The sequence below is a fragment of the Sporomusa rhizae genome (genome assembly GCF_041428845.1).
Taxonomy (GTDB): Bacteria; Bacillota; Negativicutes; order Sporomusales; family Sporomusaceae; genus Sporomusa; species Sporomusa rhizae.
Genome location: NZ_CP156925.1, coordinates 2,901,491 through 2,923,212, shown reverse-complemented (window position 1 = coordinate 2,923,212; position 21,722 = coordinate 2,901,491). Strand labels below are relative to the sequence as shown.

The window sequence follows — 21,722 nt, the reverse complement described above, 5'->3', positions numbered from 1 at the left end:
TGTAGGGGGCATTGTATATTTGGAGAAACGGATAAGCTTTGCAGACACTAAAGAAGCAATAGCAGTTCTTGGAAGAAATGATGAGTTTTTAGATTTATTTACACAACAATTCTCTAGCAAAATAACCGCTAGAGGGCTTGAAGTAGTTTTTGATGGTGAACCCAGCGATATAGATAAACTTCAAAGATTATTTACTGAATTGATTTATCTGTATCGTCAAGGGAATCCGGTAACAAGTCATGATGTACGTTATAGCATACGTATGATTTTAGATGGTCAAGCCGATTTTCTTCATCAAATGTATTCTGATATTGTTATCGTTACTGCTAAAGGGCGTCATGTCAAACCAAAAACATTAGGGCAAAGCCAATATTTAGAAGCAATTCGACACAACTATATTACCTTTGGAATAGGACCAGCGGGAACAGGGAAGACTTATCTTGCTGTTGCTATGGCAGCATTTTCCTTAAAAAATAAGCAAGTTGAACGAATAATTCTTACGAGGCCGGCAGTTGAAGCCGGAGAAAAGCTCGGTTTTTTACCAGGAGATTTACAAGAAAAAGTAGATCCTTACTTACGACCGTTGTATGATGCCATGTATGACATTATGGGGACAGACACAGTCCAAAAGTTCATGTCTAAAAATATTATTGAAGTAGCTCCTTTAGCTTACATGCGGGGGCGAACTCTGGAAGATTCCTTTATTATTCTCGATGAGGCACAAAACACCACTACCGAGCAAATGAAAATGTTTCTGACAAGAATGGGCTTTGGTTCAAAAATGGTTATAACTGGCGATATAACGCAAATTGATTTGCCGGTAGGTGTTAAATCCGGACTTAAGCATGCCCAAGCCGTGCTAGGCAATGTTCCTGGAATTGGAGTGCTTAATTTAAATGAAAGTGATGTTGTAAGACATGAAATAGTCAGCCGAATCATCAAGGCTTACGAAGAGTACGGTCAAAAGTAAGAACAAATATCAAGCATTTGTAAAAATGATTGATATTTAATGGAGTGAAGAAAAGATGATGTCGGTTAATAGTAAGTTGCGAGAACTGTTTGTTCCAAACAGTTCTTATGCTAGACCTTTAGTTCGCCGAATCGGCTTGTTTATAGTTTTTTTTGCTTTATATATGCTTTGTTTATCTGCTGATTTTATTCCGGAAAAAGTGTCTTTGCAGATTGGTCAGGTAAGTGACAGAGACGTGGTCGCACCAAGGACGGTATCCTACGTAGATGCCACCAAAACTAAAAAACTTGAGATGGAAGTAATGGCTAGTGTCGTTAATGTCTACGACATGGATATTTCTGTTATGGCTAAAGCTGAAGAAGAAGTCAGCGCCATCTTCCGGTCAACGCAAATGGTGCAGACCGATAAAACATTAAACACTGAACAAAAGTTGCAAAAATTAACTCAGGATTTGCCAGCAACTCTTTCAAGCACAGTTGTTACTAGCTTACTACAGTTAGATGAAACCGAATTAGTAAAGACAGAAGACTATACTAAGTCAATATTACGTAAGTATTTGCAACGTGGTATTCGCGATGACGATTTTGATATTGCCAGAAAACAGGTAGTGCTTGAAGCGGAAGAACTTGGATTGGGTAAAAATGCAGAAACTGTTGTGGCTGGTATTGCTCAAACTCTTATCAGACCAAATTTTATTCTGAATGTGCGCGAAACCGATAAACGTAAACAATCAGCATTAGCCAATATTGAGCCAGTTCGTGAAACCGTAAAAAAAGGCCAAGTATTAGTACGGCGTGGAGATATAGTAACCGGAGAACAAATTCATGTAATGGAAGAACTCGGGCTATACGCCGGCAATGTTAGTGAAGTTCGGATTCTGGGGCTTACCATTTTTGTGCTCCTTATAATGGGTATTTCATTGGGTTACTTGTACAAATTTTCTTGTCAGGTATACGAAAACGACAGATATTTAGTTTTGCTGGGGCTTATTGTCCTGGTTACTATGCTAATTGCCAAAGTAGCTCATTATTATTCAGATTTTGCAGCACCAATTGCTGCTGGAGCATTATTAACCGCTATTCTCATAAATACGAGAGTAGGGCTTTTAATCAGTATAATTATGGCAATGTTTTTTGGCGTGATTGTTGAAAATGATTTAAGAGCTGTAGCTGCAGCTCTTGTTAGTGGCATGGCAGGTGTATATAGTGTCACTAAAATGGCTCACGGTTATAGTCTGACCAGAGCCGGGGTTTGGATTGCAATAGTTAATTTTTTAGCAATTGCTTCAACAGGCCTGATTGAACAACTTGATAGTGCAGAAGTACTTTTTCAATGCTTGCTCGGTGCTTTTAGCGGAATTACCGCCGCTGTTATCACGACGGGTCTGCTGCCTTATCTTGAACATGCATTTAATATAACTACTCCAATTAAGCTCTTAGATATGGCAAAACCTAATCACCCTTTGTTACAAAGGCTGTTACTAGATGCACCAGGAACTTATCACCATAGTGTACTTGTCGGTAACCTGGCTGAAACTGCGGCCGTTACTGTTGGAGCCGATCCAGTAGTTGTTCGGGTAGGTGCCTACTATCACGACATTGGAAAAATTAAGCGACCATATTTTTTTATTGAAAATCAAGTAGGCTGCGAAAACCCTCATGATAAGATTGCACCCTCGCTGAGCACGCTTATTGTTACGTCGCATATTAAAGACGGTCTTGATCTGTGCCGTGATTATAAACTGCCACAAGTGATCACAGATATTGTCGAGCAGCATCATGGTACTACCTTGGTATCCTTTTTTTATAAGCGGGCTACTGAAACTGAACATGGCGAGTGCGTCATAGAAGCAGATTTCCGGTACGAAGGACCGACTCCGCAGACAAAAGAAGCGGCTTTGATAATGCTTGCTGATGCTTGTGAAGCAGCCGTGCGATCAATTAGTAAACCAAATGTCAATAGAATCGAAGCTACTGTTCGTAAAATAATTAGGGAACGGCTACAAGACGGTCAGCTTGACGAATGTAACCTTACATTAAAGGATTTGAAGATAATCGGTGATGTGTTCATTAGGCTATTATCTAGCATGTTCCACACCCGTATTGAATATCCTGAGGCCTTGAAAGAGCTTGAGAGGAGAAAAGTTAAATATGGAAATAATAATAAACAACCTGCAGGAAAAGATGAAGATAACTTCGGAAATGGAACAAACGTTGACGCAGGTACTAAACAAAGCGTCTGAGGTTTATGGACTCGAACCGCAAGCTGAAGTAAGTGTAGTGTTGGCCGATGATGAATATATTCGTCAGCTTAATCGCCAGTACCGGAGTAAAGATACACCCACTGATGTGCTGTCGTTCGCAATGAACGATCATTGTGCGGAGGATCATGAACCAGACATTGCTGAAGCGCCGGAAGATATAGAAATTTTACTGGGTGATATTGTAATATCGCTGGAAACTACCGCTAGGCAGGCGCAAGAGTTCGGCCATAGTTTGGAACGTGAACTGGCATATTTGACTGTTCACGGCATGCTGCATCTTTTAGGTTATGATCATGAGGAAGAAGAAGATCGGGCTGAGATGCGTCAGGAAGAAGAATATGTACTATCGCTTCTTGGCATTACGCGTGAGTGAGTAATTATTAATGCAGAATCTTGCTGCTTTTAGATACGCAATTGCTGGAATTCTTTACTGTGTCCGGCAGGAGCGGAACATGAAAATTCATGTAGTGGCTGCGTTAGCGGCAATTTTTGCGGCTTGGCAAATGGATCTCAGCAGTACGGAATGGGCGATCTTACTAATCAGTATAGCGGGAGTAATTACTGCAGAGTTATTTAACACTGCTATAGAATCCGTTGTAGATAGAGTTTCCCCAGAAATGCATCCACTTGCTAAAGCTGCCAAAGATGCCGCTGCCGGGGCCGTACTTGTGCAAGCTATGGCGTCTTTAGGTATTGGCTATATTTTATTTTTTAACAAATTAATAAAATGGTGGGGATAATATGGGCGAGTTAGGAGAAGCTGCTCTTTTGGCAAGAGAGAAGGCATACGTGCCATATTCCAAGTTTAAGGTAGGAGCAGCGGTCAAAGGAAAAAGCGGCAAAGTATATACTGGCTGTAATATTGAAAATGCGTCCTATGGCTTAACCAATTGTGCTGAACGTACTGCAATTTTTAAAGCTATATCTGAAGGCGAACGGGAACTTACCGCAATAGCCGTAGTAGCCGATACACCCGCGCCATGTTCACCCTGCGGTGCCTGCCGGCAGGTTATGGCCGAGTTTGGTATTAACGAGATTATTCTAATGAATCTGAAAGGTGATAAAAAAGTAGTTAATATGGAAGAGCTTTTGCCTTTTAGCTTTTCCAAAGGGGATTTTACAGGAGACGGTGATAAGAATGAATAAAGAAAACTACAAGTCCGGATTTGTGGCAGTTATTGGCCGCCCCAATGTCGGCAAATCCACATTAATGAATAATCTAATCGGTCAAAAAGTTGCTATTATGTCGGACAAGCCTCAAACGACCAGAAATAAAATTATGGGGGTTCTAACCCTGGATGATGCGCAAATTCTATTTATAGATACCCCTGGCATCCACAAACCAAAACACAAACTGGGCGAGTATATGGTTAAAGAGGCGGAAGGCTCATTACGCGAAGTTGAAGTCATCTTATTTGTTGTTGACGTAACTGCCGAAATGGGACCTGGGGAACGTTACATTTTGGACAACTTAGTTAACGTCCGGACACCGGTAATTTTGGTCGTGAATAAGATAGACAAAATAGAAAAGGCTAAACTCTTTCCTATTATTGAAAAATACACATCACAATTCAAATTTGCCGCGGTAGTACCAATCTCGGCGATTGACCATACTAATTTCGACGGATTAATAATGGAAATCAAGAATTATCTTGAACCTGGCCCGCAATATTACCCGGAAGATATGATCACTGACCAGCCTGAACGCTTAGTGATTGCGGAACTTATCCGGGAAAAAGTTTTACATTTAACCAAAGAAGAGATTCCTCACGCTATTCTTGTTGACATAGAGGAAATTGCAACCAGACCAAATGACGACTTATATGTAAGGGCTGTTATTTATGTCGAGCGTGATTCACAAAAGGGAATTGTCATTGGGGCCGGTGGACGCCTGCTTAAAGATATAGGTCGCATGGCACGTGCTGATATTGAAAGTTTGTTAGGATCTAAAGTATATCTTGACCTATGGGTAAAAGTAAAAAAAGATTGGCGTAATCGGCCAAATGTGTTAAAAAGCTTTGGTTTTGAGTAATAAAAAAATAAGTTTGGGAGCTGCCGCTCAGCGGTGGCTTTTTTTATCCAATAGAAATAAAATTTTCTCATGAAAGCAAGATCGACTTCGCTGTCGTCAAAAGGCTGTGGTTTTTTATAACATGAGGATTAAGTCCGAAGCTTATTGACCAATACGGTGCTTAATGGTATCATTTGTAAAGAGAGGTGTATTAATGAAGTGGTCTTCAAAGTATTTTATTAACGGGTTAATTATAATTGTACCAATTGCAATTACTGCAGTTGTTATTATTAATATCTTTTCCTTTACTGAAAGTTTGTTAGGAAGATATTTACCGATTCATTTTCCAGGTCTAGCGTTTGTTGTCGTACTTATTTTAATAGTAATTGTCGGCTGGTTATCTTCCCACTGGCTTTTAAAAAAAGTTATTGGTTATGGTGAACGCCTGCTTGGCTCAATCCCTATCGTAAAATTTATTTACAATAGCGTCAAGCAACTATCTACCGCAGTATTTGAATCACAGAAGTTATTAAAAAATGCAGTCTTGGTACCCTATCCGCATCCGGGAGTTAAAGCGCTGGGGTTTGTTATGCCGGAATTATCGGCGCCATTAGCAGAGAAATTTGATGAAGAGCATGTTTGCGTCTTCGTCCCCATGAGCTTAAACTTGACTTCCGGGTTTAATATTATCTTACCTAGACGGGATATAATACCTTTAGATGTAACAAGCGAAAGCGCATTACAATATGTTATTACCGCCGGCGCAATTATGCCGCGCGGTAATGATTCCAATAACTAGGGAGAGATGCTTTATCGATTCGCCTTTACTCAGTTTATTAAAACTGACGGCTGCTTTATTGCTGGTCTTATTAAATGGTTTTTTTGTTGTAGCCGAATTCTCGCTGGTCAAAATCCGTAAAACTAGGCTGGAAGAGCTTGCTCATCAGGGAAATGGGCGTGCAAAGCAAGCTTTGAAAGTAGTATCATCGTTCGATACCTATTTAGGTGCAACCCAATTGGGCATTACGCTGGCCTCCTTGGCACTTGGTTGGTTAGGTGAGCCGGCCGTATCATCTTTATTGGAACCTGTTTTAATTGAGTATTTTCCGGATTCGGAGTGGATGGTCACAACTATAAGTATTGCTTTAGGCTTTACCATTATAACTTTTTTGCATATTGTTATTGGAGAACTTGTTCCCAAATCAATGGCTATTCAACGAACAGAGAGCCTGGCAATGGCTTGCGTATGGCCACTATATATTTTTCATAAACTTGGGTATCCTATTATCCTACTGTTTAATCGCTCCGCTAAGGCAATTTTGGGCATGATGGGAATTGAGGCCGCTAATGAGGCTGATTTAACCCATTCTGAAGAAGAATTACGAATGATTGTGAGTGCCAGTCACCGTGGCGGGGTTCTTAACCAAATGGAAAGCGAACTCATTGATAATGTTTTTGATTTTGCTGATCGCTTGGCACGGGAAATTATGGTACCCCGTCAAGATATGATTTGCTTGTTTTCTGATGATTCTTTCGAAGAAAACATGAAAGTAGTAAAAGAAACAGGTCATACCCGGTACCCCTTATGTATCGAAGATAAAGACCATATTATCGGTATGGTCCATCTGCGGGATTTAATGGATTTTGATGTTTGTCCAGATGGTGAACGTGATTTGACTTCGATTGTTCGGGAGATATTAGTAGTACCGGAAGGTATGTCAGTCGCTCAGCTATTGCAGGTCATGCGCCGTAAACGTACTCATTTGGCAATTGTTGCTGATGAATACGGCGGCACTGCCGGCTTGGTAGCCCTTGAGGATGTTATTGAGGAAATAGTCGGCGATATCCAAGACGAGCATGATATTGTCGATGATATTGAAATTCAACGGCTAGCAGATGGCAGTTACGAATTTGATGGCAGAGTGCTTCTGGATGATGTCACAGAACTTTTAAATATCCGCCTGGATGAGCATGAAGAGGATACCCTCGGCGGTTATATTTTTGGAATGCTGGGACGTCGCCCGGAAACCAGTGACCAAGTAGATATCGGTGATTACTCATTTGCAGTGCTTAGAGTTAATGGTTTTAGAATTGTAAGGGTTAAGGCAGTACCACTTCTTCCGCCACAAGTTGCGGAAGAAGATTAAAATAATTTAATAAGTTTTTGTGGCTAGTCCTGCTTGTTAATCTTAGTGTGAAGGGATGATGTCGAGTGTTATTACGGGAAACAATGTGGGAAATCTTTTTAAGTACCGGTAATATCGATGCTTACCTTGCCTATCGTGCGTGTTTAGATTGTCATACCGACCAAATTGAACCGGCGGATGAGTCCACAGAATCCGAGCTCGTCACAGAATTTTTTTCAAATAATTTAATGCGTGAGGTTAGATGGCAGTAGAGTATCAAATGGAAGCCATTCTGTTAGCAGTACGCGATTGGAGTGCTGCTGACAGAGTGGTCACTTTATTTTCACGTGAATATGGTATAGTTGTCGCTATGGCTTACGACGCACGTAAACCCAAGAGTAAGTTGGGAGGCTGTCTTCAGCCTTTTATCAAACTTAATATGTTAATGACTAGCGGAAAAGGAATGGATGTAGTAAAGCAATGTGAGGTTAATACCTCTTTCCGCGAGATACGGGAAGATTTGACTCGATTAGCCTATGCCAATTTCATTGCTGAATTAACTACAGGACTATGGCCGGAACGCCAAAGTGAAGCGGCGGCGTATGATATGTTATCCGCGATATTTCATTTACTTGCAGTCCGTAATCCACGCATTGCAGCCTTAGCAGGGGCGTGGCAATTAATGGCGCTCGCAGGTTTTCAGCCGGAGTATAGAGAGTGTACTCAGTGCGGGCGGGCTCTAGTTCTACCGGCCTCATTTACCTATAATGCCGGTGGTGCTACTTGCAGCCAATGCAGTAGTCCGGATTCAATTCCATTTACTCAAGAAGATAAAGAGTTTTTAGATAAGCTACTTTCCTTAAATTTAAATGCCCCGGGGTCTTTTGTTATTACTAGCAGAATCCTGGTAAATGCTGAAAAAATACTTTATGGTTTTGTGCGCCATCAATTAGAACGGCCTTTAAAATCACTGGAATTTATTAAGCAAATTAGTTTATTAGACTGAGAATAACTATTGGCTAAACTGAAAAAACTAACCCAAAAAATATTGGGGGTTTTTAAATGGACATTAATCTGGAAAAAATTGATTTAATTCGTGAGCGCACAGGTGTTTCATACCGGGAAGCAAAAGAAGCGTTAGAACGCAATCAAGGTAATGTGATTGAAACATTGATAGAGTTAGAGGATAAAGACAAAACCAATTGGACCGAAGAATTTTCAGTGCGTTCTACAGAAGTAATTGACAAAGTAAAAGAATTGGTTCGTGAAGGTAACGTAAACAAAATTCGAGTGAAGCACGATGGACGGGTATTGGTTGAAATCCCAGTTACATTAGGTGCAATTGGTGCCGTAGTACTTCCTCAGATAGCTGCTTTGGGAGTCCTGGCAGCTGTCTTCAAGCGCTGTACGATCGAGGTTGTCCGTAAGGAACCGGAACAAAATGATAGTAGCAAGGAAGCCGTTCAGTCGGAAATGGATAGATATTCAAATGACGAGTTTTAGTATTTGACAAACCTAGGGACATTTGTTATATTTTAAATAAAATATGGCAAAGCGGGAATCAAGTAATCTTTTTAATACAGCGAGCCAAGGACAGTGTAAGCTTGGCACTTAAAAGGTGAAGGCCTTCCCAAGCCGCAGGAGGAAATCATGAGCCTGGTTAAGCAAATGATTTACCAGTGCCGGAGAGTAAAACCTGTAATAATTAAAGAGGGTCGCAGTTTGCGATCAATCAGGGTGGAACCGCGGGAATAACATCTCGTCCCTGTAACTTAACTAAGTTACGTGGACAAGATGTTTTTATTTTTTAGTAGGAGGTTACAATTATGACATTTCAGGAGATAATCCTGACATTACAAAAATTCTGGGCTGAACAAAATTGTATTATCCAACAGCCTTATGATGTGGAAAAAGGCGCAGGTACTATGAATCCGGCAACTTTTTTGAGGGCACTCGGACCTGAACCTTGGAATGTAGCGTATGTTGAACCGTCACGCCGGCCTGCTGACGGACGGTACGGTGACAATCCTAACCGTTTATTCCAGCATCATCAATACCAAGTAATAATGAAGCCTTCACCGGCTAACATTCAAGAATTATATTTGGCCAGTTTGGCAAAACTGGGTATTGACCCAGCCAAACATGATATCCGTTTTGTTGAGGATAACTGGGAATCACCTACTCTTGGTGCCTGGGGATTAGGTTGGGAAGTATGGCTTGACGGTATGGAAATTACCCAATTTACCTATTTTCAGCAAGTAGGCAGTATTGATGTCAAGCCGGTAGCTGTTGAGATTACATACGGCTTAGAACGTTTAGCCATGTATATTCAAGGTGTGGAAAATGTATTTGATATTGAATGGGTAAATGGTATTACTTATGGCGACGTTTTTCATCGCAATGAAGTAGAACAGTCCTACTATAATTTTGAAATTGCTGATATCGACCTTTTATTCAATTTATTCGATATGTATGAAAAAGAAGCTATTCGCGTTGTTGAGCTAGGGTATGTGCTTCCTGCTTATGATTACGTTTTAAAATGCTCTCATAGCTTTAACCTGCTTGATGCCCGTGGTGCTATTAGCGTTAGTGAACGTACCGGTTTTATTGGCAGAGTTCGTAACCTGGCCCGGCTGTGTGCGCAAGGTTATTTAGAACAGCGTGAGAAACTGGGCTACCCGCTCCTAAAGGGAGGTAAGTAAGGTAATGACTAAAGATTTGTTATTGGAAATTGGAACAGAAGAAATTCCTGCAAAGTTTATACCTAATGCTTTAAAGCAACTTGAAACAACAGCTAAAACTAAACTAACTGACCTTAGGATTAGTCACGACGAAATCAAAGTTATTGGTACTCCGCGGCGTCTGGCACTTGTTGTGAGAAAAGTTGCTGATACGCAAGCAGACAAACATAGTGAAAATAAAGGACCTGCTGTTAAGATAGCTTTTGCCGAAGATGGTACCCCTACTAAAGCGGCTTTAGGGTTTGCCCGCGGTCAAGGTGTTGAGGCTTCGGATTTGGTTGTTAAAGACGGCTACGTATATGCTATTGTGCAAGAAGTAGGCCGGCCCGTTGCCGAAATTCTTCCGGAATTGTTAAACGATATTGTTACTCATTTATCTTTCCCTAAGAATATGCGCTGGGGCAATTTGGACATGAAGTTTGTTCGTCCTATCCGGTGGATAGTAGCTTTATTTGGTGACCAGGTTATACCATTTGCTTTACCTGGTGTTACTTCCGGAAAAATTACACGCGGACATCGCTTTTTAGGAAAAGCTGAGGTAGAAGTTAACTCGGTGGAAGATTATTTTGCTAAACTAGCCGACAACTTTGTTATGGTCGATCAGGATGTACGCCGCCGTGTAATTAAAGAACAGATTGAGAATTTGGCTGTAAGCCGGGGCGGAACAGCAACAATTGATGAAGAGCTGCTTGAAGAGGTAGTTCATCTGGTTGAATACCCAACAGCGTTATGCGGTAGTTTTGAGGAAAAATACCTAAGCCTTCCGCCGGAAGCTATTATTACTCCGATGCGGGAGCATCAACGCTATTTTCCGGTTAAGGATAAATCAGGCAAGCTGCTACCAATATTTATTACCGTACGGAACGGTGGGCCTGAACATATTGATATCGTACGTCATGGTAATGAACGGGTACTAAAGGCGAGATTGGCAGATGCCAAGTTCTTTTTTGAAGAGGATAAAAAAGTGCCGCTGGCAGAGCGAGTGGAAAAGCTAAAAACAATTGTCTTCCAAGAAGGATTAGGTACTCTTTTTGATAAAGTTCTGCGGTTAGAACGCTTGGCAGTTGGCATTGCCAAAATGCAGGACGCTTCCCAACCAGAACTCGACACAATTAACCGCGCTGCCCATTTGGCAAAAGCAGACTTGGTAACTGGAATGGTTTTTGAATTTACCGAGCTGCAAGGTATAATGGGCCGTGAATATGCTCACATAAACGGCGAAAAACCAGAAGTGGCTGAAGCTATCTTTGAGCACTATCTGCCGAGATTTGCCGGAGATGTGTTACCGCAGACAATAGCTGGCCGGATGATCAGCATAGCTGACAAAATGGATAATATTGTTGCGACTTTCAGCAGGGGACTTGTCCCCACAGGATCACAGGATCCCTATGCTCTAAGACGGCAGGCGCTTGGTATTGTAAATATTTTAATTGACGCAAAATATCATGTTTCATTAAATGCAATTGCCAACCAGGCTATGGATTTACTTGGTATAACCGATACCGAGCAGCGGGCAAAATTATTAGACGAAATTCAAGAGTTTTTCCGTCTCCGTATTAAGAATATTTTAACTGACGAACAATTACGGTATGATATGATTGATGCTGTGCTGGCAACCGGAAGTGACGATATTTATGATACCTGGCTAAGAGCTAGGGCAATATCTGTCGAAGGTGGCACAATTGCGATGCAAAAAACGGTGCAAGCACTTACTCGTGTTGGTAATTTAGCAAAAAATGCTCAATCGGACAGCATTAATGCAAATTTATTCGAAACCGACGCAGAGCATGCTTTATTTAAAGCTTATACAGAGGCCAAAGTTGCAATCGAAAAATACCAACAAGAAAAGAATTTTCAAGGCATACTGACAATTTTAGCTTCATTAGCGGCTCCGATCGATGCATTTTTTGGAGCTGTTATGGTTATGGTTGAAAATGCCGCTGTCAAGAATAACCGGTTGGCTTTGCTAAAAGCGATATCTGGTTTAGCGGGAAATACGGCAGATTTAACTAAAATTGTTGTTATGTAGTTTTTTATGTATGCCTTTATGCACGAAAGGGGGGATAGTTATTGGGTTTAACGCCGCGGCAAGAAAAAATTGCTGAGATGGTTAAAACTTTAGGCCCGATTACAGGTGAACAGATTGCTGAGCGTCTTAATGTAACTCGAGCGGCACTCAGACCAGATTTAGCTATCCTGGTTATGTCCGGTATGGTAGAAGCCCGCCCTAAAGTAGGCTATTACTATACCGGCAAGAATGCGCTAAGCTTGTTTACCGAGCAAATAAGCAGGATAAAAGTCCAAGATGTTCAGTCCGTACCTGTTGTCGTAACAGTAGTGACAAGTGCGTATGATGCCGTTGTCACTATGTTCCTGGAGGATGTTGGTTCGGTGTTTGTAGTAGAACCGGGTGGAATTCTGGCCGGAGTTGTATCACGTAAGGATGCACTTAAAGTAGCGATGGGTGGCAGTGATCTTCACAAGATGCCTGTTAAAGTGCTAATGACACCGGTGCCTAAAATAATTGTAACGTCCCCTGACGAATCTGTTTTAATGGCTGCAAAGAAGATTATTGAGAATGAAGTAGATAGTCTTCCTGTTGTTTCTCCAGTCAGTCAGGGGGGGAATAAAGCACAAGAAGTCGTCGGACGGCTTACCAAAACTAATATCGCCAGATTATTTGTTGAGCTTGGCGAAGGACGAGGAGGGAACACTTATAGCTAATCTACCGATTGTTTATGCACTGTCAGATTCTATCGGTGAAACTGCCGAAATGGTTGCTCGTGCAACGGCCAGCCAGTTTAGTTCAGCAGACATTGATATTATTAGGGTACCCTATATCAATTCTGCCGAGCAAATTGCCGAAACAGTACGGGAAGCAGCAAAACATACTTGCGTTATCTGCCATACCTTGGTTTCTCCAGATCTAAGAGAAGCACTCCAACAGCAGGCTAAAGATTATAACATTCCCACAATTGATATTATGGGTCCGATGATTGATGCCGTACAAAACGTTACGGGCTTAGTTCCACGACTTAAACCAGGTCTTGTTCATAAACTGGATCAGGAGTATTTTAAAAAAGTGGAGGCAGTAGAATTTGCTGTTAAATACGACGATGGGAAAAACCCTTTAGGGCTGTTAAAAGCCGATATCGTTATAATTGGTGTGTCTCGTACGTCTAAAACTCCGCTTAGTATGTATTTAGCCTATAAGAAAGTTAAGGTGGCAAATGTACCGCTTGTACCAGAAGCGCCATTACCGCAAGAGCTTTTCCAAGTACCGTCACAACGTATCGTTGGGTTGGTTATCGATCAGTTTAAACTCAACGAAATTCGCAGCGAGCGCTTAAAAACAATGGGTCTAGCGCCGGATGCCAGCTATGCCAATATTGAGCGAATAAACGAAGAACTGGAGTATGCCAGATCCATTATGCGCCGCTTAGGCTGTCCGATCATTGATGTATCAAACAAAGCGATAGAAGAAACTGCTAACCGAATATTAGATGTAGTCCATAAAAATAAACTGGCCAATCAATAAGGATGAATTGTTTACACCCTTAGAGAAGTAATAGTTTCGTCCGGATAAAGAAAACACGGCTTACGCCGAGCCTTTGGCGAAAGCGGAAGCCGATGTTGCCCTTATTCAGGCGGAAAGTTATACTTTCCTACAGGACAAAAAAAATCCCTGACGGCTTTTTGATAAGTCGCCAGGGATTTTAATTTACTTATAAAAAATTATTTGAGTCTACATTATAGCTTACCGAATTGGCAGACCAGTTACCGCCATCTTGAGAAACCTGGACATTACCGTTAAATACTGCAATACGGGTACGCCAGTTAAAATCAACACTATCGGCTGTGATGGTTAATCCATTGCGTGATAAATTTACTCCGCCATCGATTTTAGCTCGATCTTTAATTCCATAAACATAGACACTGTCACCTGTGAAATAAATATCGTCTTGAGTTACTGTTATACCACCCGAGCCCCAAACTTCAAGTGTGGCCGGGTTTACTTTTGCTTGACCAGCGGTTACAACTCTATTGCTTACTTCAATGCGAACATTGCCATTTAGAACATATAGACCTGTATTAATATCAAAGTATGTACGATCAGCATTTACAACTGGTTTTGCTAATGCGACACCTGTTAAAAGGACTAGTACCAAAATAGTTGATACCAATATTCTGGATCTCATCCTTACTCACCCCTTTCCTGTTCCTATTATAGCAAATAATTAACATTTTTTCTCTGGCAAAAAGTGTAATCCTAATTATATGATAGTGTATCAGAGGTAAATAATGTTATAATATAAGGTAGAAGGAGGCTGATTATATGAAAGTTCGTGAACGTATTGAAGAACAAGAATTTAAAATACTATCCAAATACGCAGCGAAGAGTCGTGAAGCTGTCCGGGATCGGGAAGAGCCGTTTTGTGACTTTAGAACAGCTTTTCAACGGGATAGGGATCGTATTATTCATAGTAAAGCCTTCCGGCGATTAAAACACAAAACCCAAGTTTATATATCTCCTGGCGACCATTACCGTATGCGTATGACACACAGCCTGGAAGTAGCACAAATATCCCGGACAATCGCGCGTGGACTTAGGCTTAATGAAGATTTGACCGAAGCGATTGCTGTAGGACATGATGTCGGACACACCCCGTTTGGTCATGCCGGAGAATATGCTTTACGTGAACTTATTGGTCACTATAATCATAATGAGCAAAGTTTACGAGTTGTTGAACATCTGGAGCGGGGTGGACAAGGATTAAATCTGACCGCTGAGGTTAGAGACGGCATCTTAACTCATACAGGTGATAATAAACCATTTACACTTGAAGGAAATATAGTTCGCAGCGGCGATCGTATTGCTTATTTATGCCATGACTATGACGATGGTATTCGCGCGGGTATGTTACAGCCTCAAGACTTACCAGCAAGTGTGAGTAAGGTATTGGGCTCAGACCCGTCGACAATGATTACGGTAATGGTGTCAGATATCATTACCGAATCGGATGAAAAAAACGAAATTATTATGTCCAGGAAGGTTAAAGCCGCTATGGATGATTTTCGTGAATTTATGTTTAAAAAAATATATCATTCCACAGAGCTTGAACCTGACCGGAAAAAAGCTAAGTATGTTATTAGCAAGCTTTTTGAATATTATATATCCAATCCAAGCAGTTTACCTCAGGAATTTCTGGAACGAGAAGAGCGGTGGGGGCTTCAGACAGTGGTGATTGACTATATTGCAGGTTTGACTGATCTATACGCTATAAAGCAGTTTGAAAAATTGTTTATTCCAGCGACCTGGGCTGTACGTTAAATAGCTGATAGAGCTCTTATTGAGCTCTGTTTTTTTTTTGAGCAAATATTATTACATTTGTCAAGGCACAAAAGAGGAATTTTGTCATTGATATTGAATAATAATTACTAAATAAAAAAATGCTAAAGGAAAAGTAAAATTACTATTATGAACAACTTTATATCATTTGCTGGCCTTTGGCAGGAATATTATTTTTTATGTAGAATTAAGTCAAATGCTGGAACATTTTGCATATCGAACAAATTTGAATCACAGCAGGAAAATTTGCTCATTGCCTGGATAAGGTGAGTTTATGAAGGATGCAGTTTTCGATGATTTTATCGATAGATTGCGCTCAGAGAGTGACATTGTAAGTGTTGTTTCTGATTATGTCGCGTTAAAAAAGAAAGGGAAAAATTATTGGGGTTGCTGCCCTTTTCACAATGAAAAAACTCCTTCGTTTTCGGTTACACCGGACAAAGGTTTTTTCTATTGTTTTGGTTGTCAAACCGGTGGTAATGTTTTTAATTTTTTAATGAAGGTTGAAAACATTACTTTTTTTGAAGCAGTTAAACTGTTAGCCAAAAAATTAAATATACCCTTACCGGAAAAAGATAAAACACCATTGGAGCTAGCCAGAGAGCAGGAACTTGCCAAACTATATCAAGTTAATGAGCTGGCCGTTGATTTTTTTCATGCATGCTTAACAAAAACCAAATTTGGCAAACCTGCACGAGAATATTTGGCAAGCCGTGGTATTTCAGCTGAACATATTAGCTTTTTCAAATTAGGGTTTGCGCCACCATTATGGGATAAACTATCTCTAGCATTTAGTAAACGGGGCATAGATCTCGACATTTTATTAAAATCAGGATTATGCGCTGCGCGCACGTCGGGTGAAGGTGTTTATGACCGGTTCCGAAATCGGATTATGTTTCCGATAAGGGATGTGCGTGGGCGGGCAATTGGTTTTGGCGGCAGGGTTTTAGATAATTCTCAGCCAAAATACTTGAATTCGCCAGAAACTCAGCTTTTTAATAAACGGCATGTTTTATATGGGTTCGATAAGGCTTACAAGCATATCCGTGAGTCTGGTCAAGTGATTATCGTCGAAGGCTATATGGATGCTTTAACACTGTATAGTCACGGAATCAAAAATGTAGTGGCATCACTGGGGACAGCTTTTACGCCGGAGCAAGCTAGAAACCTAATAAAACTTAATGCAGAACTATTGTTTTCATATGATACTGATGCTGCTGGTCAAAATGCTACTGTGAGAGCGTTAGCTACAGTGCGTTCCATGGGGGCTGCGATTAAAGTAGTATCAATGCCTGATGGTAAGGATCCGGACGAATTTGTTAGAAAGCATGACAGCTCAGCTTTCCAAGAGCTAATTGCGTCTGCTCAGCCATTGTTAAATTATCAACTGGATCAGGCATTAAAATCAGATGATTATACTACAGTTCAAGGGAAGATTGCTGTTGTCGGTAAATTGGCGCCTATCCTGGCTGAGGCTGAAAATGCTGTAGAAGTAAATGCACACATTACTAGGCTGTCTCAAGTATTAACTGTGGATGAAAGCGCTTTACGTACTGAAATTACAAAATATATAGTTCAATCCAAAAAGGATAAAAATGTAAAAAACGGGAAAACTATAAATATTGCATTATTATATAAGCAACCAGCACCGGCTGTAGTTCAGGCGGAACGGCAACTTATTAGAATGATGTGCGAAGATTTATCGCTTATCCCTTATGTTTTTTCTCAAATTTCTCCGCAAGAAATACAAGGGGTTTTACAGCAAGAGATAATTAATTTAATATTTAATGCGTATAATATGGAAAAAAATATTACACAGACCGACCTAAATACAATAGTTAATAACCTGAGTGAGAAAGCAAACAATGAATTTTCACATATTATGTTGATGGAAATACAATTACAGGATGTAGTTAAATCAGTAGACGATTGTATCAAAACAATTAGGCTGGCACATTTAACTACTTTGTATGAACAACATCGGTTGATGGCCGATGAATTAGAACGCATGGGGGATAGTAGCTTTCTGCAGGAACTGGCGGAAAGTCAGCGAATTAAACATGAAATTAGTAAATTGCATCATTAACAAGCAAGTAAGGATATACCAACTATCGTCAATTACCAGGGGAAGGGGGGAAAACTATGGCCGATAAAAAAAATGCACCGGTTGAACATGTGAATGAACTTCTACACAAGGGTAAAAAACGCGGTGTACTAACGTATTCTGAAATTATGGATACAATGCAGACTGAAGACATGAGTCCGGATGAAATTGATGATATGTATGAAATCTTTAATAACAAAGGTATTGAAATTGTAGATGAAGTTCCAGACGTTGAACTTATTGAAGGCCCAGATATGTCTGAAATTGAAGAAACGGCCGAAGAAGAAGTAGATATAGATCTCACCATTCCTGAGGGTATTAGCATTGATGATCCTGTCCGTATGTACCTCAAAGAAATTGGCCGGGTTCCGCTCTTGACAGCTGATGAAGAAATTAAACTGGCCAAACGTATGGAACAAGGGGATGAGGAAGCAAAGCGGCGACTTGCTGAAGCTAACTTGCGTTTGGTAGTTAGCATCGCGAAACGGTATGTTGGCAGAGGTATGCTATTCCTTGATTTAATTCAAGAAGGAAATTTAGGCTTGATTAAGGCTGTAGAAAAATTTGATTATAACAAGGGATATAAGTTTAGTACGTACGCTACTTGGTGGATTCGTCAGGCAATAACCAGGGCTATCGCTGACCAAGCCAGAACTATTCGTATTCCAGTTCACATGGTAGAAACCATAAATAAGCTAATCAGGGTATCACGCCAACTTCTGCAAGAATTAGGCCGTGAACCATCTCCGGAAGAAGTAGCTAAAGCTATGGATGTTAGCGTAGAAAGAGTACGGGAAATCATGAAGATTGCCCAAGAGCCAGTCTCCCTAGAAACGCCAATTGGTGAAGAGGAAGACTCGCATCTAGGTGATTTTATTGAAGATCAGGATGCCCCGGCTCCTGCTGAAGCAGCATCTTTCATGTTGCTTAAAGAACAGCTGGAAGAAGTATTAGAAACACTAACTCCACGTGAGGAGAAAGTATTGCGCCTTAGGTTTGGTCTAGACGATGGTCGCGCTCGTACACTGGAGGAAGTTGGACAATATTTTGGCGTCACCCGTGAGCGCATACGTCAGATTGAAGCTAAAGCTCTTAGGAAACTTCGTCATCCTAGCCGCAGCAAGAAATTGAAAGATTTTCTTGAATAAAAACTAAATAAAGCACTTGACGTAATAGAGACATTGTTTTATAATAATCAACGTTGGCGATATTCCTCGATAGCTCAGTTGGTAGAGCAATCGGCTGTTAACCGATCGGTCGTAGGTTCGAGTCCTACTCGAGGAGCCAGATAAGTTTATTAAACAGGCTTTCTTCGGAAAACCTGTTTTAGTTCTTTAGGGCCTATAGCTCAGCGGTAGAGCAGCCGGCTCATAACCGGCTGGTCCCTGGTTCGATCCCAGGTGGGCCCACCATTTCGTTGTTAGAAATTCGATATACGACATTCGATTATTAATGTTAAGTACGAAAGTCTAAAGTCGAACATCAATTATGGCCCGTTGGTCAAGCGGTTAAGACACCGCCCTTTCACGGCGGTATCAAGGGTTCGATTCCCTTACGGGTCACCATCTTTGATATTCGATGCTCGATTTTAGACATTCGATAAAACATTTCGAAAGTCAAAAATCGAACTTCGAATACGGGCGATTAGCTCAGCTGGGAGAGCGCCTGCCTTACAAGCAGGATGTCGGCAGTTCGATCCTGTCATCGCCCACCATAAAAACCTGCGAATATATTCGCAGGTTTTTTGCTGTCTTGAACCGTTAACTTTAGCTGAAAAGGCAACTTTTATATCGCACGCTGCATTAGTTATCGCGCAAGCCGTGTATACATATTTCGAGGTTTTAGACTATTAACAGGATTTTTTATCCATAGACCGAAATACTATCTAGGATGATAGGAGGAATTATAATATATGAGACTAGGAGAACGGTTACAGACAATTGCGGACATGGTTCCTGAAGCTTCCATTTTAGCTGATATAGGTACTGACCATGCATATTTACCAATATACCTTGTCGAGCAAAAAAGAGTTAGTCGGGCAATTGCCGGAGACATTCATCACGGTCCATTTCTTTCAGCCAAAAATGCTGTTGCTGACACTCAATTGGAACAATATATTGCCGTACGTCAAGGCAATGGTCTTGATGTTCTTAATCCCGGGGAAGCGGATGTTGTCGTAATCGCTGGAATGGGAGGAGCTAATATTATTGACATTCTAAGCTCCCGTCCGGAAATAACCGCAAAGCTAAAGCGTGTTATTCTACAACCTATGATTGCGGCGTCGCTCGTTAGAATTTGGCTGTATAAAAATAATTGGAAGATTGTCGCTGAAGAACTAGTAGAAGAAGAGGGTAAAATGTATCAAATTATCGCGGCGGAACCAGGAACTGACTGCCAGATCGAAGCTGTACTATACGAGATTGGTCCGCTGCTCTGGAAGAATAAACATCCTTTGCTAAAGCGTCATATTCAAGAGCTGCTCAGGCATTTGCGTGGCGTACTATCGGCAATGGCAGATAGCAAGGAAGCTGTTAACTCTGAAAAGTATAAAGCTTTTACTAAAAAACTAAACGATTTGGAGGATAAAATGTCATGCCTATAAAGTGCCGCGCCCTTATGGCTGAACTTGAAAAATTAGCGCCAAAGCATCTGGCTGAAGAGTGGGATAACGTCGGTTTGCTTGTAGGAAATCCTGAGCAACTGATACATAAGGCTATTGTTGCTTTAGATGTTGATGGGGACGTTGTTGATGAAGCATTGACAGTGGGTGCTGATATGATAGTTGCTCATCACCCCCTGATCTTTAAAGGCATTAAGAACATCAGAGCGGATTTGCCATTAGGCAGCTTATTAACAAAGTTGATTAAAAACGGCATTGCCGTATATGCCGCACATACTAATCTGGATAGTGCTCCCGGGGGAGTTAATGATATCCTGGCGCAAAAGTTAAAACTAACAGATATCAAAGCATTGACGTCAGTACATCAGGATAAACTTTGCAAATTAGTAGTATTTGTTCCTGTTTCTCATGTTGAAAAAGTAAGAATGACCATGTCGGAGGCTGGGGCTGGTCATACAGGTAATTACAGTCACTGTTCGTTTGCAACAGAGGGGATAGGATCATTTCTTCCGTTAGCGGGGACTAATCCGTACATTGGCAAAACAGGTTCCCTTGAATTCGTGCCGGAGTATCGATTAGAAACCATAGTGCCTATGCATTTAAAGACTCAAGTTATTAATGCCATGATAGCCGCACATCCTTATGAGGAAGTCGCTTATGATGAATATTTGCTGCTAAATTCAGGGGCAAGCTATGGTTTAGGTCGTATAGGAGGTCTTGCCGAACCCGTAAGTCTTGAGATGTTTATTGGTCAAGTAAAAGCGGCACTAAATATTACCGCGGTGAAAGCAGCCGGATCCGTTACCACCAAGATTACCAAAGTGGCAGTATGCGGCGGCAGCGGTGCAGATTTGATCAAAAACGCGGTTAACGCCGGTGCGGATGTACTGATAACTGGCGATGTAAAATATCATGAAGCCCAACAAGCTGTTGCTGAAGGCTTAGCGATTATCGATGCAGGTCATTTTGCTACCGAGCAACCTGTAGTAGAATGTGTCGCCTCCTACTTAGCAAATTTTATAAGTAAGAATGGCTATAGTATAGAAATTATTGCTAGTGCCTCAAATAGAGATATATTTACAGTTTATTAACAAATTTGCCCAAATAAAAGCTTATACCAATTTTGACGATTATTTCAGTATGCTATAAAATAGTAATAAATAAATATTGAGTGACCGAGGGAGCTCATGTTATGGGCTGAGAGTGGAACTAGTGAGTTCCTGACCTCCATACCTGATCGGGATAATACCTGCGGAGGAAGGTCGTGTATAATAATGCGCGTCATTACCATTCGGGGGACGTGTTTTTTATTTTTTTAAAAGGAGGAATTCCCCCATGCTATTAATTGTAAATGGTAAAAAAATCATCGGCGCAGAAGGTATTACTATAGCCGAACTGGTTGGTCAAGAGGGTTTTAATCCTGAAGTGGTTATCATCGAATACAACGGTAACATCGTCAGAAAAGAAGACTGGCAAACCGTTGTATTACAACAAGAAGACTGCCTTGAGGTAGTTAGTTTTGTAGGAGGAGGCTGAC

22 protein-coding genes, 4 tRNA genes and 1 riboswitch are annotated in these 21,722 nt (G+C 41.0%); of the genes, 25 read left to right on the top strand and 1 reads right to left on the bottom strand.

Going from position 1 to position 21,722, the window contains the following annotated elements; all coding sequences use genetic code 11:
• The first annotated feature begins 19 nt into the window (after positions 1-19).
• The 15 genes from SRRS_RS13780 (at position 20) to SRRS_RS13710 (ending at position 13,649) form a co-directional block, all read left to right on the top strand.
• Positions 20-970 (top strand): PhoH family protein, encoded by a 951-nt coding sequence (locus SRRS_RS13780; RefSeq protein WP_371361334.1) that lies wholly within the window; start codon positions 20-22, stop codon positions 968-970.
• A 55-nt stretch (positions 971-1,025) separates the two neighbouring features.
• Positions 1,026-3,212, top strand: coding sequence for an HD family phosphohydrolase (locus tag SRRS_RS13775; RefSeq protein ID WP_371361332.1), 2,187 nt, complete (start codon positions 1,026-1,028; stop codon positions 3,210-3,212).
• Complete coding sequence (gene ybeY / locus SRRS_RS13770) at positions 3,154-3,606, top strand: rRNA maturation RNase YbeY (RefSeq protein WP_371369830.1); 453 nt, start codon at positions 3,154-3,156, stop codon at positions 3,604-3,606. Before SRRS_RS13775 ends, ybeY begins: the two co-directional genes overlap by 59 nt.
• Positions 3,607-3,616: 10 nt before the next feature.
• Complete coding sequence (locus tag SRRS_RS13765; protein WP_371361331.1) at positions 3,617-3,973, top strand: diacylglycerol kinase family protein; 357 nt, start codon at positions 3,617-3,619, stop codon at positions 3,971-3,973.
• A gap of 1 nt (position 3,974) precedes the next feature.
• Entirely contained in the window at positions 3,975-4,379 is a 405-nt protein-coding gene (locus tag SRRS_RS13760) for a cytidine deaminase (protein WP_371361330.1), read from the top strand.
• Positions 4,372-5,265 carry a GTPase Era gene (era, locus tag SRRS_RS13755; protein WP_371361328.1) on the top strand — a complete coding sequence of 298 codons (894 nt, stop codon included), beginning with the start codon at positions 4,372-4,374 and terminating at the stop codon, positions 5,263-5,265. The genes SRRS_RS13760 and era overlap by 8 nt, the downstream gene beginning before the upstream one ends.
• Positions 5,266-5,458: 193 nt before the next feature.
• Positions 5,459-6,043: a DUF502 domain-containing protein gene (locus SRRS_RS13750; protein WP_371361326.1), complete on the top strand. Its 585-nt coding sequence runs from the start codon at positions 5,459-5,461 to the stop codon at positions 6,041-6,043.
• Positions 5,991-7,391 carry a hemolysin family protein gene (locus SRRS_RS13745; RefSeq protein WP_371361324.1) on the top strand — a complete coding sequence of 467 codons (1,401 nt, stop codon included), beginning with the start codon at positions 5,991-5,993 and terminating at the stop codon, positions 7,389-7,391. Before SRRS_RS13750 ends, SRRS_RS13745 begins: the two co-directional genes overlap by 53 nt.
• 83 nt (positions 7,392-7,474) lie before the next feature.
• Positions 7,475-7,642 (top strand): YqzL family protein, encoded by a 168-nt coding sequence (locus tag SRRS_RS13740; RefSeq protein WP_371369828.1) that lies wholly within the window; start codon positions 7,475-7,477, stop codon positions 7,640-7,642.
• Complete coding sequence (recO, locus tag SRRS_RS13735; protein WP_371369681.1) at positions 7,633-8,376, top strand: DNA repair protein RecO; 744 nt, start codon at positions 7,633-7,635, stop codon at positions 8,374-8,376. The genes SRRS_RS13740 and recO overlap by 10 nt, the downstream gene beginning before the upstream one ends.
• A 56-nt stretch (positions 8,377-8,432) precedes the next feature.
• A complete protein-coding gene (locus SRRS_RS13730; protein ID WP_371369679.1) occupies positions 8,433-8,873 on the top strand; it encodes a DUF4342 domain-containing protein in 441 nt (146 codons plus the stop codon).
• A 323-nt stretch (positions 8,874-9,196) separates the two neighbouring features.
• Positions 9,197-10,072 (top strand): glycine--tRNA ligase subunit alpha, encoded by an 876-nt coding sequence (gene glyQ / locus SRRS_RS13725; RefSeq protein ID WP_371369677.1) that lies wholly within the window; start codon positions 9,197-9,199, stop codon positions 10,070-10,072.
• A gap of 4 nt (positions 10,073-10,076) precedes the next feature.
• On the top strand, positions 10,077-12,140 hold the full coding sequence (gene glyS / locus SRRS_RS13720; RefSeq protein WP_371369675.1) for a glycine--tRNA ligase subunit beta: 2,064 nt from the start codon (positions 10,077-10,079) through the stop codon (positions 12,138-12,140).
• A gap of 41 nt (positions 12,141-12,181) precedes the next feature.
• Positions 12,182-12,835 (top strand): helix-turn-helix transcriptional regulator, encoded by a 654-nt coding sequence (locus SRRS_RS13715; RefSeq protein ID WP_371369674.1) that lies wholly within the window; start codon positions 12,182-12,184, stop codon positions 12,833-12,835.
• Positions 12,828-13,649, top strand: a complete 822-nt coding sequence (locus SRRS_RS13710) for a pyruvate, water dikinase regulatory protein (protein ID WP_371369826.1) — start codon at positions 12,828-12,830, stop codon at positions 13,647-13,649. Before SRRS_RS13715 ends, SRRS_RS13710 begins: the two co-directional genes overlap by 8 nt.
• 187 nt (positions 13,650-13,836) lie before the next feature.
• On the opposite strand, the gene SRRS_RS13705 is transcribed toward SRRS_RS13710, so the two are convergent.
• Positions 13,837-14,310, bottom strand: a complete 474-nt coding sequence (locus SRRS_RS13705) for an LptA/OstA family protein (protein ID WP_371369672.1) — start codon at positions 14,308-14,310, stop codon at positions 13,837-13,839.
• Between the two features lie 137 nt (positions 14,311-14,447).
• Between SRRS_RS13705 and SRRS_RS13700 the strand changes: the two genes are divergently transcribed.
• From SRRS_RS13700 to thiS, 10 genes are all read left to right on the top strand, one after another.
• Complete coding sequence (locus SRRS_RS13700) at positions 14,448-15,443, top strand: deoxyguanosinetriphosphate triphosphohydrolase (RefSeq protein WP_371369670.1); 996 nt, start codon at positions 14,448-14,450, stop codon at positions 15,441-15,443.
• 292 nt (positions 15,444-15,735) lie between these two features.
• A complete protein-coding gene (gene dnaG / locus SRRS_RS13695) occupies positions 15,736-17,547 on the top strand; it encodes a DNA primase (protein ID WP_371369668.1) in 1,812 nt (603 codons plus the stop codon).
• 56 nt (positions 17,548-17,603) lie between these two features.
• Positions 17,604-18,713 carry an RNA polymerase sigma factor RpoD gene (gene rpoD, locus SRRS_RS13690; RefSeq protein WP_371369667.1) on the top strand — a complete coding sequence of 370 codons (1,110 nt, stop codon included), beginning with the start codon at positions 17,604-17,606 and terminating at the stop codon, positions 18,711-18,713.
• Between the two features lie 63 nt (positions 18,714-18,776).
• Positions 18,777-18,852 (top strand) — tRNA-Asn (locus SRRS_RS13685).
• A gap of 50 nt (positions 18,853-18,902) precedes the next feature.
• Positions 18,903-18,977: transfer RNA gene (locus SRRS_RS13680), tRNA-Ile, on the top strand.
• 78 nt (positions 18,978-19,055) lie between these two features.
• A tRNA-Glu gene (locus SRRS_RS13675) sits at positions 19,056-19,130 on the top strand.
• Between the two features lie 73 nt (positions 19,131-19,203).
• Positions 19,204-19,279 (top strand) — tRNA-Val (locus tag SRRS_RS13670).
• A 198-nt stretch (positions 19,280-19,477) separates the two neighbouring features.
• The gene (locus SRRS_RS13665) at positions 19,478-20,167 is read left to right on the top strand and encodes a tRNA (adenine(22)-N(1))-methyltransferase TrmK (RefSeq protein ID WP_371369665.1); all 690 of its coding nucleotides are present in this window, start codon (positions 19,478-19,480) and stop codon (positions 20,165-20,167) included.
• Positions 20,158-21,276, top strand: coding sequence for a Nif3-like dinuclear metal center hexameric protein (locus SRRS_RS13660; RefSeq protein WP_371369663.1), 1,119 nt, complete (start codon positions 20,158-20,160; stop codon positions 21,274-21,276). The genes SRRS_RS13665 and SRRS_RS13660 overlap by 10 nt, the downstream gene beginning before the upstream one ends.
• Positions 21,277-21,352: 76 nt before the next feature.
• Positions 21,353-21,462: riboswitch (TPP riboswitch) on the top strand.
• 58 nt (positions 21,463-21,520) lie between these two features.
• Positions 21,521-21,721, top strand: a complete 201-nt coding sequence (thiS, locus tag SRRS_RS13655) for a sulfur carrier protein ThiS (protein WP_371369661.1) — start codon at positions 21,521-21,523, stop codon at positions 21,719-21,721.
• Position 21,722 lies beyond the last annotated feature (1 nt).